This is a genomic window from Pseudomonas plecoglossicida NBRC 103162 = DSM 15088, from assembly GCF_000730665.1.
GTDB classification, from domain to species: domain Bacteria; phylum Pseudomonadota; class Gammaproteobacteria; order Pseudomonadales; family Pseudomonadaceae; genus Aquipseudomonas; species Aquipseudomonas plecoglossicida.
The window spans coordinates 134,696-150,980 of sequence record NZ_BBIV01000005.1; the positions used below are offsets into that span (position 1 = coordinate 134,696).

Here is a 16,285-nt window from a genome sequence, read left to right on the forward strand (position 1 = left end):
AGGCACAGGTGCTTGATCCCTCTAAAGTGTGATTTGCGCGACGTCGCGCCAATTCAGTCGTTTATTTCCAGTTTGCACGCTGGCAGGGTTGAAGGATGGCGTAATTTTTCCATTTTGCAACAAACAAACCGCTCTAGCTCGCGGGTCGCGTTCTGTCGCACGCGACCCGCGGTCTGCCTAGACGGTGGACAGGAAGGCGCTGTTGCTGGCCTGCCACTGGACGATGTCCTGGCGGATGCGCTTCTTGTCGAGCTTGCCGACACTGGTCTTGGGAATTTCAGTAACAACGGCGATCTGGCTGGGAATCGCCCACTTGTTGATATGCCCTTCCTCGACGAATGGCTTGAGGTGTTCCTTGAGCGCCTTGGCATCGATGGCCTGGCCGTCGCGCGCCACCAACAGCGCGAATGGGCGCTCGCCCCATTGCGGATCGGCCACCCCCACCACCGCCACTTCGCGCACGGCAGGGTGGCGGCTGATCAGGTCCTCGAGGTCGAGTGACGAGATCCACTCGCCACCGGTCTTGATCACATCCTTGATGCGATCGCGAATATCGATGTAGCCCATGCCATCGAGCGTGGCGACGTCGCCGGTGTGCAGCCAGCCGCCCTGCCACAGCTCTTCGCTCTTCTCGGGCTCCTTGAAGTAGCCCATGGTCAGCCAGGGGGCGCGCAGCACCAGCTCGCCCTGGGTCTCGCCATCGGCCGGCAGGAAGTTGCCATCGCCGTCGACGATCGCCGCCTCCACCAACGGCACCGGCACACCGGCCTTGATCCGGTAGGTGACGCGCTCGTCCTCGGTACCCGCCTGCAGCTCATCGTTGAGGTGCGCGGCGGAGATCAACGGGCAGGTTTCGGACATGCCATAGGCCGCCGTCAACTGGATGCCACGGGCCAGCGCGGCCTGGTAGAGCGAGCGGTTCAGCGCGCTGCCACCGATGATGATCTTCCAGCCACCGAAATCCTGGCCCTGCGAACTCGGGCAGTTGAGCAGCATCTGCAGGATGGTCGGTACGCAGTGGGAGAACGTGACCTTCTCCTCGCGCCACAGCCTGACCAGCATGTCCGGCTCGTAACGCCCGGGGTAGACCTGCTTCATGCCCAGCATGGTCGCCGCATAGGGAATGCCCCAGGCATGTACATGGAACATCGGCGTGATCGGCATGTAGACGTCGTTGCTGCCGAGCAGGCGCACGCTGTCGATGCTGCCGGTCACCGACGCCTCGGCCAGGGTGTGCAGCACCAGCTGGCGATGGGTGAAGTACACGCCTTTCGGGTTGCCGGTGGTGCCGGTGGTGTAGAAGGTGGTGGCCACCGAGTTCTCGTCGAAGTCCGGGAAGTCGTACCGCGGGCTGGCCGCGGCGAGCAACTGCTCGTACTCGCCCACCAGCTCGGGCAACTCGGCCGTCTTGGTCTCGCCGTCGGTCAGCAGAAGGGTCTTCTCGACCGTGGTCAGCTGCCCGGCAATGCCCTGGTAGAGCCCGACGAAGTCACTGTTGACCAGCACCAGACGGTCTTCGGCGTGGTTCATGGTGTAGAGGATCTGCTCGGGCGACAGGCGCACGTTGATGGTGTGCACCACCGCGCCGATCATCGGGATGGCGAACATGCACTCCAGGTAGCGGTGGCTGTCCCAATCCATCACGGCCACCGTGTCGCCGGCCTTGACCCCGGCCTCGGTCAGCACGTTGGCCAGGCGCGCGATGCGCTCGGTGAGCTGTGGATAAGTCAGCCGCAACTGGTCGCGATAGACGATTTCGCGGGTTTTTTCATAACGGCTGCCGGACATCAGCAGGCGTTTGATCAACAGGGGGAACGAATAGGCGCCCTCGGCGGGCTTGATAATGCGGGTCTGCAGCATGGATATCCCTTCTTGAAAAGCGAACCGGACAAGTCTGGTATCTACTGTAGTTCGCCAATGTGACGACCAAATCAGCCGAAGGAATGATTTGGCTGCCGAAGGTATGAGTGGCATTGTGCGGACTGACCGATCACCCCGTCATTGCCCCTGGAGCCTTACCGATGCCCAGCCCGCGTCGCGCCGTGTTTCTCGATCACCAGTCCCTGGACCTCGGTGACCTTGACCTGTCCCCGCTGCACGATCAGTTCGACGAACTGCAGCTGTTCGCCTCGACCAGCCCCGAGCAGGTGGCCGAACGCCTGCAGGGCGCCATCGCGGTGGTGAGCAACAAGGTCATGCTCGACGCCGATGCCCTGGCAGCCAACCCCCAGCTCAAGCTGATCCTGGTAGCCGCCACCGGCACCAACAATGTCGACCTGGCGGCGGCGCGCGCCCAAGGCATCACCGTGTGCAACTGCCAAGGCTACGGCACGCCCTCGGTGGCCCAGCACACCCTCGCCCTGCTGCTGGCCCTGGCCACGCGCCTGTGCGACTACAACCGGGCCGTGGCGGACGGGCAATGGGCGAAGGCCAGCCAGTTCTGCCTGCTGGACTACCCGATCGTCGAGCTCGAAGGCAAGACCCTCGGCCTGCTCGGCCATGGCGAGCTGGGTGGCGCTGTCGCGCGACTGGCAGAGGCCTTCGGCATGCGCGTGTTGAGTGGCCAGATCCCCGGGCGCCCGGCGCGCGACGATCGACTGCCACTGGATGAGCTGCTGCCTCAGGTGGATGCCCTGACCCTGCACTGCCCGCTGAACGAACACACCCGGCACATGATCGGTGCCCGCGAACTGGCCTCGCTCAAGCCCGGTGCGCTGGTGGTCAACACCGCCCGTGGTGGTTTGATCGACGAGCAGGCGCTGGCCGATGCCCTGCGCAATGGCCACCTGGGCGGCGCCGCCACCGACGTGCTGAGCGTGGAGCCGCCGGTCAATGGCAACCCGCTGCTGGCCCAGGACATCCCGCGCCTGATCATTACCCCGCACAGCGCCTGGGGCGCGGTGGAGTCGCGCCAGCGCATCGTCGGCCAGCTCAGCGAGAACGCCCAGGCCTTCTTCGCCGGTCAGCCGCGCCGCGTGGTCTGCTGAGCGTAGCGACCGGCTCTGCTACACTGCGCCACTTTTTTCCAGGAGGCGTCGTCCATGGACCCGCGCAGTGAAGTGTTGCTCCGCCAGGCGGACCTGTTCCAGGGCCCGCTGCTGCTCGCCGGCGCCCCCGCCGACGGCCTGCTCGGCCAGTTGCCCAAGGCGCACGGCTGGACCTGGCATGCGGGCGATCAGGCCATGCTCGACAGCCGCTTCGCCGGCCGTAGCCATTACGGCGTCGAGGCGCCAACGGTCGCCTTCGACGCAGCCGTGTTGTTCCTGCCCAAATCCCGCGAGCTGGCAGCCTACCTGCTCAATGCCCTGGCCTCGCGCCTGGGGGGGCGTGAGCTGTACCTGGTGGGGGAAAAACGGGGTGGCATCGAAGGCGCGGCCAAGCAGTTGCAGGCGTTCGGCAAGCCACGCAAGCTTGACAGCGCACGCCACTGTCAGCTGTGGCAGGTGACCGTGGAGCACGCGCCAGAAGCCAAGCCCCTGGAAAGCCTGGCCGAGCGTTTCCAACTCGATCTGGAAGATGGCCCGCTGCAAGTCGTCAGCCTGCCCGGGGTGTTCAGCCATGGCCGCCTGGACCGCGGCACGGCGCTGCTGCTCAAGCACCTGGACAATCTGCCGGTCGGCCATGTGCTGGACTTCGGCTGCGGCGCCGGCGTGCTCGGGGCGACCGTCAAGCGGCGTTATCCACAGAGCCAGGTCACCTTGCTGGATGTGGATGCATTCGCCGTGGCCGCCAGCCGCCTGACCTTGGCTGCCAACCAGCTGGAAGGCCAGGTGGTCAGCGGTGACGGCATCGACGCGGCGCCCCGCGAGCTGAGCCTGATCCTGAGCAACCCGCCGTTCCATACCGGTGTCCACACCAACTACCAGGCTTCCGAGAACCTGCTGAAAAAATCAGGCGATCATCTGCGAAAAGGTGGAGAAATGCGCCTGGTCGCCAACAGTTTCCTGCGCTACCAGCCGCTGATCGAAGGCGCCTTGGGCAACTGCCAGACGTGCGCTGAAGCCGATGGCTTCCGTATCTACCGGGCAACCCGTGGATAAAATCAGGGCTTGCCGAAACCGTTTCGGCTAGGCAGAATCCGCACCGTCCTAGGGGAGTAGTCTCCCGCGAGCGCCCTGCTCGCCCGGCACCCGTCAACACACTTGGCCCACAGGCCATGGCGCGTGCGACCCACGATCTGCACAGACAGATCCAGGGTTTGACAAGACCTATGACACGCACACCTTACCCGGGGCGGGGAGGCTGTACGTGTCATAGCCGTGTCGACCCGCCCCCGTAGGAATCCTGATGCTGGAATCTCTGTTGGTCCCCACCGCGATCGTCGCCCTCGCCGAAATCGGCGACAAGACGCAATTGCTCGCACTCATTCTCGCTGCCCGCTTCCGCAAGCCTTGGCCGATCATTGCCGGCATCATCGCCGCGACCCTTGCCAACCATGCCGCCGCGGGTGCGGTCGGCGCCTGGGTAGGCGGGTTCTTCAGCCAGACGGCACTGCACTGGATCCTTGCCGCGAGCTTTACCGCCACCGCGCTGTGGACGCTGGTGCCGGACAAGATGGATGACGACGAGAACCCGGCGCGCCGCTTCGGCCCGTTCCTCACCACGCTGATCGCGTTCTTCCTGGCCGAGATCGGTGACAAGACCCAGGTCGCCACGGTGATGCTGGCAGCCCAGTATCCGCACCTGATCATGGTCATCATCGGCACCACCCTGGGCATGCTGATTGCCAACGTGCCGGTGGTACTGGCGGGCAACTTTGCCGCGGAGAAACTGCCGCTGACACTGATTCGCCGCCTGGCGGCTGCAGCCTTCTTCGTGCTGGCGATCGTGGCCGTGTACTCGGCAATGAAGGCCAGTGGCTGGGTGGGGTAAGGGGAAAAGCCTGGGACCGCGTTGCGGCCCATCGCCGCGGTTCGTCGCCACGACAAGCCGGCTCCCACAGGTACAGCGGTGTCAATGTGGGAGCCAGCTTGCTGGCGATTGGGCTGCAAAGCAGCCCGAAACGCAATTACTTCTTGGCCGCCTCGTACAACGGCATCACCTTGGGAATCGCCGACTTCAACGAGGCGATCCGGCTTTCGGACGCCGGGTGAGTGCTCATGAATTCAGGCGGCGCCCCTTCGGAAGCCTTGCTCATCTTGTTCCACAAGGTGATCGCGGCATTCGGGTCGTAGCCGGCCCGCGCCGAGAGCTCCAGGCCGATCAGGTCGGCTTCGTTCTCGTTGGCACGGCTGTTGGGCAGGGTCATGGCGTAGTTCACCACCTGGTCGGCCAGGGCGATGCTGCTCTGGCCCAGGCCAAACAGCGCACCGGCGCCCTGACGGGCCATTTCCACGCCATAGGCCTTGGACATCGCTTCACGGCTGTGCTCGCGCAAGGCGTGGGCAATTTCGTGGCCGACCACGGCGGCGATCTCGGCGTCGGTCAGCTTGAGCTGATCGATCAGGCCGGTGTAGACGATGATCTTGCCACCAGGGCCGCAGTTGGCATTGAGCTCGTCACTCTTGATCACGTTGACTTCCCATTGCCACTGCGCGGCATCCGGGCGGAACTTCGGCGCCTGGGCAATCAGCCGATCGGCGATGACCTGGACGCGCTTGGCATCGGCGCTGGACTTGTCCAGTACGCCCTTGGTCGACGCCTCGCCGAGCGTCTGCTTGTACGACTGGGCGTACATCTGGTTGACCTCATCGGTCGAGAGCATGCTGAACATGTACTGCTTGCGCTCGACGCCGACAGCACCGCCGCTGGTGGTATTCACCGCCTGACAGCCGGCCAGCAGGATGCCAGCACTGAGCAGACTGACGACAAAAGACTTACGCATGAAAACACTCCCTGATTACATGCGCAGTATCGTAGGCCTAGTCGCGTGGGGCCGCCATAGCCGCAGGGAAGATTTTGCCTGCCGGCGCAGCCCTGGCAACATCAGGCCGGCGTCAGGCATTCCGGGGCATCGAGCTTGGGATCATTGACGAAGTTGGCCAGCGCCCGCTCGCGTAGCGTGACCGGCGGGGCGGCCAGCAGTTCATGCAGCCGCGGCAAGGGGGTTTCAGGGTCTAGCCAGGCCGCCTGCCCTGCGTCATCGAGGATCAGCGGCCGGCGCTGATTCATCGCCGCCTGGGTCACCACCGCGCAACTGAGCCACACCTGATCCTGAACCGGATACGCCTCCCACACCGCCGCAAAACACAGCGCCGAACCTTCTCCGGGCGTCAGCCAATAGGGGCGCTTGCGTACGCTACCGCGCCACTCGTAGAAGCCGTTGGCCGGCATCAGGCAACGCCGCTGGCGGAACGCCTCGCGGAACATCGGTTGTTCGACCAAGGTTTCGGCCCGGGCGTGGGCCGGGGTTCGGGACAGGTCGGTGAGCCAGGCCGGCGTCAGGCCCCAGCGCGCCTTGGCCACTTGCATCTGGCCGTCGAGCTGGCGCTGGATCAGCACCGAGGCACCTGGCGAGATGTTCCACTGCGCCGGCTGGCCGGCAGGGAAGCCTGGCAGCCCGGCGAGTGCCTGGGGCCAGCGAAACAGGGCGTAGCGTCCACACATGAGCGATTTCAGAACCTAGCAGATCAAGGTACCGGGATAACTCTCCGGTTCGTCGCCGGCAAGCGGCTGGGCACCATTGTACGCATCGATCAGCTGCCGCGCGTAGCCGGCCTGCTCATCGGGTACTGCCAGGCCAAGCAGACCCTGCATCGGCAACTCGCCTGCAGCCCCCATCAGGTCACGGCCGACCAGGTGCACCTCGATGCCTTCACTGGCAAGCATGCCAGCCAGCATTTCAGCCTCCAGCAGGTTTTCCGGTTCGTAGATCCGCCGCATCAGTCATTCTCGCCGTAGACGTCCAGCATCCACTCTTCGCCATGAACCTGCAGCACGAAGCGAATAGGCTTGCAGCACACCTGACAGTCCTCTATGTACTCCTGGTCGCCCCCGGACAAGTCCACAGTGGTTTCGACTTCCTCGCCACAATAGGGGCAATCGTAGAACGCTTGTTCGAGCATCGCGGCCTCCGGGGTGACTTATGCGTATAATTGTCGGTCTGTTTACAGGGCTTGCGTGTGCCCGAGCCGTTTTTTCGGGCCCCACCCCTACCTTATTACCCTAGCCGTTTCCAACAAGAGAGCATGATGGGCGAATTCGATGCCATCCGACCGTACGACGACGCTGAGGTCCCTGCCGTTCTGGCACGCCTGCTCAGCGACCCGGCATTCCTCGATATCCTCACCCACTTCCGCTTCCCGCGCGCCGCAGGCGCACTCGGCTGGCTGCTCAAGCCGTTGATCGCCCGGCGACTGCGCAAGGAATTCGCCGGGGTCACCTGCGTTTCCACCCTGCAGGACAAGGTCGAGTATTACGTCGACCAGACCATCGAGCGCGCTACCGACGGTGTCACCTACTCCGGCGTCGAACAGCTCAAGTCGGGGACTGCCTACCTGTTCCTGGCCAACCACCGCGATATCGTCATGGACCCGGCGTTCGTCAATTACGCGGTGTACCACGCAGGCCTGCCGACGCCGCGCATCGCCATCGGCGACAACTTGCTGCAAAAGCCGTTCGTCAGCGACATGATGCGCCTGAACAAGAGCTTCATCGTCCACCGTTCGATCACCGGACGCCGTGAAAAGCTCGCGGCCTACCAGCTGCTGTCGGCCTACATCAACCATTCGATCCGCAACGACGCTGCTTCGATCTGGATCGCCCAGGCCGAAGGACGCGCCAAGGATGGTGACGACCGCACCGACTCGGCGATCCTCAAGATGTTCCACATGAGCCGCAAGGACGAGCCGTTCGGTGCCGTGATCCAGGGTTTGAACCTGATCCCGGTTTCGATCAGCTACGAATACGACCCTTGCGACCAGGCCAAGGCCCGCGAGCTGTACATCCGCGCCACCACCGGCACCTACAAGAAGGCTCCGGGCGAGGACGACAACAGCATTGCCAAGGGCATTACCGGCTACAAGGGCCGGGTGCACATCAACTTCGCAGCGCCGGTCACCGACTACTACGAAGACACCAAGCAACTGGCTCAGGAAATCGATCGGCAGATCCTCGGTGGCTACCGGCTGTTCCCGGTGCACTACCTGGCCTATGCGATGTGGAGCGAGAAGGACGAGGCGCTGCAGGTACCAAGCGCCGAAAAGGTGTTCCCGGCTGAAGAACTGGCGAAGGCCAGGGAGGAATGGCAGCGCCGCCTGGATGCTTGCCCTGAGGAGCAGCGGCCGTATCTGGTGCTGCAGTATGCGACCCCGGTGCGCAATCAGTATCAGGTCAGGCAACAGGCGCCGGTGGCCTGACCTGTCGGGGGCTGCTCATGTCCCTGTGGGAGCCGGCTTGCCGGCGATGGGGCCGCCAAGCGGCCCCGATGTATCAGATCCAGGTACTGAACCAGGACACCAGCAAGGCCAGCGCCAGGCAGGAAAACCCGAGGATGTAGTAGTAGCGCGGCACCCGCTGGTCGAACGCATCCACCACCCCTTCCTCCACGGCCAGGCTTTCACGGCTGACAGCCTCGCGGCGCCGCGCACTTTGCAGCAGCATGCCGCCTGGGCAGGTCATCAACAGCGCCAGCACATTGATCAGCTTGGCCGGGTGGGCGGACAGGAACCCCCAGAGCACTTGCAAGGACATCACGCAACCTCGGTTTGAACGACAGCGAAGGTCGGCATTCTACCGGAGTCCGCTCCTGGTGCCCGACCTTGGCGACCAAGTGTCGCCAGATTTCATCTGTCACATGCTCGTCATCAGAACAGTCCACCCTTGCGGCCTCTTCCAGTGACGGAGCTTGTTCATGTTGCACGCCGAAAACCAGGATCGACTCTATCTCGTGACCCAGAGCGATGAGCAGCAGGCGCTGATCGACGGCCTGGCCATCAATGTCCAGGATCGCCAGTGGCTGGTCTACTGCGCCTTGGGCGGGCATGCGCACCAGGACTTGCCAGAGGTCGACATACTTACCGGCGTCAGCGTGCTGGACTTTCACATCGAAGCGGCCTGAGGCCGGACAAATGAAAAGCCCGCTGCCTCGGAACGAGACAGCGGGCTTTTCACGTCGACACGCGAAGGATTACTCGGCCAGCACCTGACCGATGGTCGGATCCTTGAACAGGCGGGTCAACGCATCGCTCAGCACATCGCTTACCAGCTTGGTGTTGGTTTCCTGGTTTGGCGCCATGCCGAAGCGCTGGTCCAGGGAAGCGCCGTAGCGACCGCTGTAACGGCGGTTGGCATTGGACACATCGGCACGGAAGGTGGCGCCAATGGTGGCCTCGGTCACGTACAGGTTGTCCTTGGGCGACTGATACTTGAGCTCGGCCAGGGTCACGGTCAGCTGAGGCGCGTTGCCGGCATTCGGCGTCGGGGTGAAGCCCAGCAGACGCACTGCGGCTTCAGCCTGGGCCTGCAGCTTGGGCACGACATCGTTGCCGCTGACGCTGATGGTGCTGGTTTCAGGGTACATGCCACCCCGAGTGCCCAGCGACTGCGAAGCCCGGCCGTCGACCACCTTCACCACCACCGGCTGGCCATGGCCGACCGGCGCGAGTTGGGCATTGAGCGTGGGTTGCGGTGTGAGTTGTTGCGGGCTGTGGGCACAACCGACCAGGCCGAGGCTGGCTACGGCGATCAAACCGAACAACAGTCGATGCAACATGCGCGTTTCTCCAGAAAATGCGGCAAAGGTGCACAGTATACCTAGCCAGGGCACGACCAGTCATCGGTGCGGCCCGCTTGTCACAATCGTTTCATGGCCGCGCCGCTATCCTTGCGCCAGCCCTAACGCACAGGACTCGCTGCCATGGCCTCGCTCTGGACCTTGCTCTTCCAACGCCCGCGCGACAACTGCTATGCCCGTCTCGATGCAGCGGGAAAATGCCTGGCTTTCAAGCGCTGCCGGCAACTTCCAGGCGGCGGCGGATGGGTCCAGGTCAGCGAGATTCACCTGGCCTGGCTGGGCCGCGAGTTGCCCGCCGATGCCCGGGTTTGCGCCAGCGCAAGCCGTCGCTGGCAACAGCGCAGCCTGCCTGCCTGACAAACGCTGCAATAAAAACCACGAATTACGACCTTTCTGCCCGCGACATCGTTATAATCTCCCCCCGATTATAAGGACGTCTCCTGATCGGGCCCCGCATTTGCCGTTTGACCCCGGCACCTTCAACGCATCGCCCACAGAGAGCCTTCCACTGAGGTCTTGCATCGGCTGTCGTGCCTGCTTTTCCGGCCCTTCGCACTGCATGAACCTTCGGGTTTGCCATCGCGCAGCCCCCTTTTGAGGTTCACGACTCCAAAAGAGCGTGAAAAAACGGTTTTTCACAACTTCACGAGAGTGTGGCGAGCAATGAACAGTCTGGCATGTGCAAAAGCGACAGATGTGTCCCGAACAGCCCTGAACAGGCGGCTAGATCACTCATCCAACATGGGTAATTGAGGCCGTTCCATAGCGCACGCACGACACCTTGACCATAAGTCGAATTGCCGCACCCGTGGCAAGCGGCGTTCAATAGCTGAACCCGAAGACTGATTGGCGGTGTCCGCGGAAGTTGCAAGAACTGCGAAGAGTCGGACATGGCGATCCTGGCGAACCCGGGGTCCTATGCTGTCAATTAGGTAGCTGTAGATTGTGGAGACGCGTTAAATGGCGCAGAACGAATCGGTTGATGTAGTACTGGTAGGCGCGGGCATCATGAGTGCCACCCTGGCCGTACTGCTCAAGGAGCTCGACCCGACGCTCAAGTTGGAGGTCGTCGAGGCGATGGACTCCGGGGCCGCGGAAAGCTCCAACCCCTGGAACAACGCAGGCACCGGCCACGCCGGCCTGTGCGAGCTCAACTACACGCCCCAGGCCGCCGATGGCAGCATCGACATCAAGAAGGCCGTGCACATCAATGCCCAGTTCGAGGTCTCGCGCCAGTTCTGGGCCTACCTGAGCAAGAAAGGCAATTTCGGCTCGGCCCGAGCCTTCATCAACCCGGTCCCGCACCTGAGCTACGTCGAAGGTGACAAGGGTGTGTCCTTCCTCAAGAAGCGCTTCGAGCTGCTCAAGCAGCACCACGCCTTCACCGAGATGGAATACACCGAAGACCAGGCGGTGATGAAGGACTGGATCCCCCTGATGATGCCAGGCCGCCCGGCCGACCAGCGTATCGCCGCCACCCGCGTGATGAAGGGCACCGACGTCAACTTCGGCGCACTGACCAACAAGCTGCTCAAGCTGCTGGGCGACGCACCGCAAGCGCAGGTCAAGTACAGCAAGAAAGTGGTCGGCCTGCGCCGTAAAGGCAGCGGCTGGACCGTCAGCATCAAGGACGTCAACAGCGGGGGCAGCCGTGAAGTGGACGCCCGCTTCGTGTTCCTCGGCGCCGGTGGCGCGGCCCTGCCGCTGCTGCAGCTGTCCGGTATTCCGGAAAGCAAAGGCTTCGGCGGCTTCCCGGTCAGCGGCCAGTGGCTGCGTTGCGACAACCCGGAAATCGTCAAACAGCACCAGGCCAAGGTCTACAGCCAGGCCGCGGTCGGCGCACCGCCGATGTCGGTGCCGCACCTGGACACCCGTGTGGTGGACGGCAAGACCTCGCTGCTGTTCGGACCGTATGCAGGCTTCACCACCAAGTTCCTCAAGCACGGTTCGCTGATGGACCTGCCGCTCTCGGTACGCATGGGCAACATCGGCCCGATGCTGGCCGTGGCCCGCGACAACATGGACCTGACCAAATACCTGGTCAGCGAAGTGATGCAGTCGATGGAACAGCGCATGGAATCCCTGCGCCGCTTCTACCCGGAGGCCAAAGCCGAAGACTGGCGCCTGGAAGTGGCCGGCCAACGCGTGCAGATCATCAAGAAGGATCCGAAGAAAGGCGGCATCCTGCAGTTCGGTACCGAACTGGTTGCAGCTGAAGATGGCAGCCTGGCTGCACTGCTCGGCGCCTCGCCGGGTGCCTCGGTGACCGTTTCGATCATGCTCGAGCTGATCGAACGCTGCTTCCCCGAGCAGGCCAAAGGTGCCTGGGCTGACAAGCTCAAGGAAATCTTCCCGGCTCGCGAGAAGACCCTGGCCACCGATGCGGCCCTGTACCACAAGATCAGTGCCGAAAACGATGTGGCGCTAGAGTTGGTGGAAGACAGCCCGGCCAAGCATTACGCCTGATCTGGCTGAAACGAAAAAACGCCCCGCGGGGCGTTTTTTTGTGCCTGTACTTTCGTGGGCCTCATCGCCGGCAAGCCGGCTCCCACACTATCTGCAACTGTGGAGCCGGCTTGCCGGCGATGAGACCCTTGCAGATTACAGATCAGCGAGCCTTGTCGATGATCTCGATGTACTCGGGCGCATTGCGCTGGTCAGCGATCTGCTCGACGAAGGTCTTGCCGTGCTCGTCCTTGCCATCGAGGTCAAAACCGGCCGCGACGAAGAAACCTACGAAACGCTCGAAGTCATCGACGCGCAGGCCACGGTAAGCCTTGACCAGCTTGTGCAGCGACGGCGAGGTCAGGCCATCGGCCGGCTCGAACTGGAGGAACGTCTTGACGTAGTCATCGCTGATCTCGTCACCAATCACCTGCTTCTTGTCTTTGCGCATTGCCGGCTCCAACTGGACCATCACGGGATTTTCGAAGGCCGGCAGTGTACCCCCCACAGGCGGCGCGCCTCAACGCGTACGTACGGTGCCGGTGTGCAGGTCGGCCCAGATGTGGCCATTGGCATAGGTGAGGAACTGCACATAGAGGGTCTCGTTGCGCAGCAGGTCCATGATCACCCGGTAATCGCTGACCGGGTAATTGAGGCTCAAGGTGCGAGTCTTTTCGTCATAGACCGGCTTTTTCAGGCTCTTGCCCGCTTCGCCATCGAACGTGAGCAGCACCTGGCTGATGGTCGCGCCCTTGCTCAGCGGCTTGCCCTTGAGACGCACCTGCAGCGAGGGGGTGATCGGAATCGGCTGCTGGTCGGATTGCCGCTGGGCGCCAACGACTACCGAATAGTCGGTCACTTGCAGCAGTTGCTGGGCGGTTGGCGCTTCCTGGCGCAGGGCCTGGTCATCGGGCGGGAGAAACTGACTGTGCAGGGGGGCGGCAGCCAAGGGCAGGCTTACCGCCAACAGCAGGGGAACAAGCGCACGCATGAGAGGCTCCTTGGCATGAAGGCGCACTCTAGCATGCTGAACCACAGCGAAGATCAATCGAACTGCGCGAGCATCCAGGCATGGTACTCGGCCATACCCTCTTCGCCTTCGCGTGGCGCCCACTGAGCCTGCTCTTCCTTGCTCAGCGGGACGTAGGGCCCCGCCTTGCAGTCGAACAGCACACTGTCGGCTTCCAGCACCACTATCGAGTGATACAGACGAGGCGGCACGTCCACGCCAACACAATCACCGCCAGCCTGCAGGACGCGCTTTTCGATCACCACGCCCTGGTCGTCGAATACCAGCAACCCCAGCCGCCCTTTCAGCGCCAACAGCGTTTCTGCCTTGTCCTCGCTGAGGTGGCGGTGGGGCGCAACGTAGGTAGACGGCTGCAATCCAACCGCCATTCGATGGAAAGGCTCCTGAGCACCGTGGAAGCTATGGTGATGACGCCCACGCGCAGACTCGGCAGCCTTGAGCGCCAGCCCGGCAAACAGCGATTGGTCGATGAAGGCAGGCTGGCTCATGATTACAGTCCCTTGACCGCGAAGATGCCGTTTGCGTTGCGCCAGTACCCTTTATAGTCCATGCCATAACCGAAGATGTAGCGGTCAATGCAAGGCAGGCCGACGTAGCTGGCTTTCAGCTCAGGGCTGGCCTTGCGGTCGTGGTCCTTGTCGATCAGCACGGCGGTGTGCACCGAACGGGCGCCGGCATGCTTGCAGAATTCGATGATGGCACTGAGGGTGTGGCCCTCGTCGAGGATGTCGTCGACGATCAGTACATCGCGGTCGATGAACGACACTTCAGGCTTGGCCTTCCAGAACAGCTCACCGCCGCTGGTCTGGTTGCGGTAGCGCGTGGCGTGCAGGTACGAAGCCTCCAGCGGGAACTGCAGGTGGGTCAGCAGCTTGCCGGCAAAGATCAGGCCGCCGTTCATCACACAGAACACTACCGGGTTCTTGTCGTGCAGGTCTTTGCAGATCTGCTCGCCGACCTTGGCGATGGCCGCTTCCACTTCGGCTTCGTTGTAAAGGCAGTCTGCCTCGCGCATGACTTGGCGAATGTGCTCGAGATCAGCGGACATGGCGCTCTCCGGGGGTGCAGTTTGGAAAAGCGGGCAAAGGTACGCATCCGCTCGTCACAGATCAAGCATTTATGGACTAACGTGCAAAGGACTGCACGACAGCAAAGGCTGAATAGATTAACCTAGCGCGGTTTTTTTGCCCGCCTTTCGGAGCCCCCTATGCCCACTCGTGAGATCCGCCATCCGCTGATCCGCCACAAGCTCGGCCTGATGCGCCGCGCCGACATCAGCACCAAGAATTTTCGCGAACTCGCCCAGGAAGTCGGCGCCCTTCTGACCTATGAAGCCACCCAGGACCTGCCCCTCGAAACCTACGAGATCGAAGGCTGGTGTGGCAAGGTCGAAGTGGAAAAGATCGCCGGCAAGAAGATTACCGTAGTACCGATCCTGCGCGCCGGTATCGGCATGCTCGACGGCGTGCTCAGCCTGATCCCGGGCGCCAAGGTCAGTGCCGTCGGTGTCGCGCGCAACGAGGAAACCCTCGAAGCCCACACCTACCTGGAAAAACTCGCGCCGGACATCAACCAGCGCCTGGCCCTGATCATCGACCCGATGCTGGCCACCGGCAATTCGATGGTCGCCACCATCGACCTGCTGAAGAAGGCGGGCTGCAAGGAAATCCGTGCCATGGTCCTGGTCGCGGCCCCCGAAGGCATCGCCATGGTCGAGAAATCCCACCCGGATGTGCGCATCTACACCGCCTCGATCGATCAGCGCCTCAACGAGCACGGCTATATCGTGCCGGGCCTGGGCGATGCCGGCGACAAGATCTTCGGCACCAAGCAGAAGGACGCCTGACCATGCAGGACGGCTTCAACGACCCGCTCTGGCGCCAGGTCGTTTCGGGCGCGCAGATGCTCTTCGTGGCATTCGGCGCGCTGGTGCTGATGCCGCTGATCACCGGCCTCGATCCGAACGTCGCGCTGTTCACCGCCGGCATCGGCACCTTGCTGTTCCAGCTGGTCACCGGCCGTCAGGTGCCGGTGTTCCTGGCTTCGAGCTTTGCCTTCATCACCCCGATCATCCTCGCCAAGGGCCAGTTCGGCCTGGCCGAAACCATGGGCGGCGTGATGGCCGCAGGCTTCGTCTACACCTTCATGGGCCTGATGGTGAAGATCAAGGGCACCGGTTTCATCGACCGCATGCTGCCACCGGTGGTGATCGGTCCGGTGATCATCTCCATCGGCCTGGCCATGGCGCCGATCGCCGCCAACATGGCGATGGGCAAGGCCGGCGATGGCAGCGTGCTGCTGCCGTACAAGACCGCCATGCTGATCTCCATGCCGGCGCTGCTGACCACCCTGATCGTCGCGGTGTTCGGCAAAGGCATCTTCCGCCTGGTGCCGATCATCGCCGGCGTGCTGGTCGGCTTTGCCCTGTCGTTCGCCTTCGGCGTGGTCGATACTGCCAAGATCGCCGCCGCGCCGTGGCTGGACATCCCCAACTTCACCGCTCCGGCGTTCAACTGGCAGGCCATCCTGTTCATCGTTCCGGTGGCATTGGCACCAGCGATCGAGCACATCGGCGGGGTGATTGCGGTGGGCAGCGTGACCGGTCGTGACTACCTGAAAAAGCCAGGCCTGCATCGCACCCTGCTTGGCGACGGCCTGGCGACCACGGCCGCCGGCCTGTTCGGCGGCCCGCCCAACACCACCTACGCGGAAGTAACCGGCGCGGTGATGCTGACCAAGAACTACAACCCGAAGATCATGACCTGGGCGGCGGTCTTCGCCATCACCCTGGCCTTCATCGGCAAGTTCGGTGCGCTGCTGCAGAGCATTCCGGTACCGGTGATGGGCGGCATTCTGTGCCTGCTGTTCGGTTCGATCGCGGCGGTCGGGATGAACACCATGATCCGCCACAAGATCGACCTGTCCGAAGCCCGCAACCTGGTGATCGTGTCGGTCACCCTGGTGTTCGGTATCGGCGGCGTGCTGATCGGCAGCGGCGACGGCCCTGACGACTGGGGCCTGAAGGGCATCGCCCTGTGCGCCATCGTGGCCATTGCGCTGAACCTGATCCTGCCGGGCAACGACGGCTGGAAGCACAAGAAGCTGGATGATCAGTTGCCATGAGGTGACTGAGGCCT

General features: G+C 63.0%; 20 protein-coding genes and 1 riboswitch. Of the genes, 9 read left to right on the forward strand and 11 right to left on the reverse strand.

The window, feature by feature from the left end:
- Positions 1 to 177: 177 nt before the first annotated feature.
- Positions 178 to 1,860: a fatty acid--CoA ligase gene (locus PPL01S_RS03540; protein ID WP_028625306.1), complete on the reverse strand. Its 1,683-nt coding sequence runs from the start codon at positions 1,858 to 1,860 to the stop codon at positions 178 to 180.
- A 161-nt stretch (positions 1,861 to 2,021) separates the two neighbouring features.
- On the opposite strand from PPL01S_RS03540, the gene PPL01S_RS03545 reads away from it, so the two are divergent.
- The 3 genes from PPL01S_RS03545 to PPL01S_RS03555 all read left to right on the forward strand — a co-directional run bounded on the left by PPL01S_RS03545 (position 2,022) and on the right by PPL01S_RS03555 (position 4,872).
- On the forward strand, positions 2,022 to 2,987 hold the full coding sequence (locus PPL01S_RS03545) for a 2-hydroxyacid dehydrogenase (RefSeq protein ID WP_016393901.1): 966 nt from the start codon (positions 2,022 to 2,024) through the stop codon (positions 2,985 to 2,987).
- 54 nt (positions 2,988 to 3,041) lie between these two features.
- A complete protein-coding gene (locus PPL01S_RS03550; protein WP_028625305.1) occupies positions 3,042 to 4,040 on the forward strand; it encodes a methyltransferase in 999 nt (332 codons plus the stop codon).
- Positions 4,041 to 4,079: 39 nt separating this feature from the next.
- A riboswitch (yybP-ykoY riboswitch) is annotated at positions 4,080 to 4,200 on the forward strand.
- A 90-nt stretch (positions 4,201 to 4,290) separates the two neighbouring features.
- Positions 4,291 to 4,872 (forward strand): TMEM165/GDT1 family protein, encoded by a 582-nt coding sequence (locus tag PPL01S_RS03555; protein WP_171817235.1) that lies wholly within the window; start codon positions 4,291 to 4,293, stop codon positions 4,870 to 4,872.
- A 136-nt stretch (positions 4,873 to 5,008) separates the two neighbouring features.
- Here PPL01S_RS03555 and PPL01S_RS03560 read toward each other — a convergent pair whose 3' ends face one another.
- From PPL01S_RS03560 to PPL01S_RS03575, 4 genes are all read right to left on the reverse strand, one after another.
- Positions 5,009 to 5,824: a M48 family metallopeptidase gene (locus tag PPL01S_RS03560; protein WP_016393898.1), complete on the reverse strand. Its 816-nt coding sequence runs from the start codon at positions 5,822 to 5,824 to the stop codon at positions 5,009 to 5,011.
- Between the two features lie 101 nt (positions 5,825 to 5,925).
- Positions 5,926 to 6,546, reverse strand: coding sequence for an SOS response-associated peptidase (locus PPL01S_RS03565; RefSeq protein ID WP_016393897.1), 621 nt, complete (start codon positions 6,544 to 6,546; stop codon positions 5,926 to 5,928).
- Positions 6,547 to 6,561: 15 nt separating this feature from the next.
- The gene (locus PPL01S_RS03570; protein WP_016393896.1) at positions 6,562 to 6,822 is read right to left on the reverse strand and encodes a putative signal transducing protein; all 261 of its coding nucleotides are present in this window, start codon (positions 6,820 to 6,822) and stop codon (positions 6,562 to 6,564) included.
- Positions 6,822 to 7,004 carry a CPXCG motif-containing cysteine-rich protein gene (locus tag PPL01S_RS03575; protein WP_008096588.1) on the reverse strand — a complete coding sequence of 61 codons (183 nt, stop codon included), beginning with the start codon at positions 7,002 to 7,004 and terminating at the stop codon, positions 6,822 to 6,824. The genes PPL01S_RS03570 and PPL01S_RS03575 overlap by 1 nt, the downstream gene beginning before the upstream one ends.
- A 123-nt stretch (positions 7,005 to 7,127) precedes the next feature.
- Here PPL01S_RS03575 and PPL01S_RS03580 point away from each other — a divergent pair, with 123 nt between their 5' ends.
- Positions 7,128 to 8,297, forward strand: a complete 1,170-nt coding sequence (locus PPL01S_RS03580) for a 1-acyl-sn-glycerol-3-phosphate acyltransferase (protein ID WP_016393895.1) — start codon at positions 7,128 to 7,130, stop codon at positions 8,295 to 8,297.
- 73 nt (positions 8,298 to 8,370) lie between these two features.
- Here PPL01S_RS03580 and PPL01S_RS03585 read toward each other — a convergent pair whose 3' ends face one another.
- Positions 8,371 to 8,631: a hypothetical protein gene (locus PPL01S_RS03585; protein ID WP_028625303.1), complete on the reverse strand. Its 261-nt coding sequence runs from the start codon at positions 8,629 to 8,631 to the stop codon at positions 8,371 to 8,373.
- A 160-nt stretch (positions 8,632 to 8,791) separates the two neighbouring features.
- Between PPL01S_RS03585 and PPL01S_RS03590 the strand changes: the two genes are divergently transcribed.
- Complete coding sequence (locus tag PPL01S_RS03590; protein ID WP_016391560.1) at positions 8,792 to 8,998, forward strand: hypothetical protein; 207 nt, start codon at positions 8,792 to 8,794, stop codon at positions 8,996 to 8,998.
- Positions 8,999 to 9,067: 69 nt separating this feature from the next.
- On the opposite strand, the gene PPL01S_RS03595 is transcribed toward PPL01S_RS03590, so the two are convergent.
- Complete coding sequence (locus tag PPL01S_RS03595; protein ID WP_016391561.1) at positions 9,068 to 9,652, reverse strand: YajG family lipoprotein; 585 nt, start codon at positions 9,650 to 9,652, stop codon at positions 9,068 to 9,070.
- A gap of 144 nt (positions 9,653 to 9,796) precedes the next feature.
- Here PPL01S_RS03595 and PPL01S_RS03600 point away from each other — a divergent pair, with 144 nt between their 5' ends.
- A complete protein-coding gene (locus PPL01S_RS03600; protein WP_028625302.1) occupies positions 9,797 to 10,030 on the forward strand; it encodes a hypothetical protein in 234 nt (77 codons plus the stop codon).
- 603 nt (positions 10,031 to 10,633) lie between these two features.
- Positions 10,634 to 12,139, forward strand: coding sequence for a malate dehydrogenase (quinone) (gene mqo, locus PPL01S_RS03605; RefSeq protein ID WP_016391563.1), 1,506 nt, complete (start codon positions 10,634 to 10,636; stop codon positions 12,137 to 12,139).
- A gap of 142 nt (positions 12,140 to 12,281) precedes the next feature.
- On the opposite strand, the gene PPL01S_RS03610 is transcribed toward mqo, so the two are convergent.
- The 4 genes from PPL01S_RS03610 to PPL01S_RS03625 form a co-directional block, all read right to left on the reverse strand.
- The gene (locus PPL01S_RS03610; RefSeq protein ID WP_016391564.1) at positions 12,282 to 12,569 is read right to left on the reverse strand and encodes a PA4642 family protein; all 288 of its coding nucleotides are present in this window, start codon (positions 12,567 to 12,569) and stop codon (positions 12,282 to 12,284) included.
- Between the two features lie 69 nt (positions 12,570 to 12,638).
- Positions 12,639 to 13,109, reverse strand: coding sequence for a hypothetical protein (locus PPL01S_RS03615; protein ID WP_016391565.1), 471 nt, complete (start codon positions 13,107 to 13,109; stop codon positions 12,639 to 12,641).
- A 53-nt stretch (positions 13,110 to 13,162) separates the two neighbouring features.
- Positions 13,163 to 13,636: a WbuC family cupin fold metalloprotein gene (locus tag PPL01S_RS03620; RefSeq protein WP_028625301.1), complete on the reverse strand. Its 474-nt coding sequence runs from the start codon at positions 13,634 to 13,636 to the stop codon at positions 13,163 to 13,165.
- Positions 13,637 to 13,638: 2 nt separating this feature from the next.
- Positions 13,639 to 14,196 carry a hypoxanthine-guanine phosphoribosyltransferase gene (locus PPL01S_RS03625; protein ID WP_016391567.1) on the reverse strand — a complete coding sequence of 186 codons (558 nt, stop codon included), beginning with the start codon at positions 14,194 to 14,196 and terminating at the stop codon, positions 13,639 to 13,641.
- 159 nt (positions 14,197 to 14,355) lie between these two features.
- Here PPL01S_RS03625 and upp point away from each other — a divergent pair, with 159 nt between their 5' ends.
- Both upp and PPL01S_RS03635 read left to right on the forward strand, forming a co-directional pair.
- Entirely contained in the window at positions 14,356 to 14,994 is a 639-nt protein-coding gene (gene upp / locus PPL01S_RS03630; RefSeq protein ID WP_028625300.1) for a uracil phosphoribosyltransferase, read from the forward strand.
- Positions 14,995 to 14,996: 2 nt separating this feature from the next.
- On the forward strand, positions 14,997 to 16,271 hold the full coding sequence (locus tag PPL01S_RS03635; protein ID WP_016391569.1) for a uracil-xanthine permease family protein: 1,275 nt from the start codon (positions 14,997 to 14,999) through the stop codon (positions 16,269 to 16,271).
- Positions 16,272 to 16,285 lie beyond the last annotated feature (14 nt).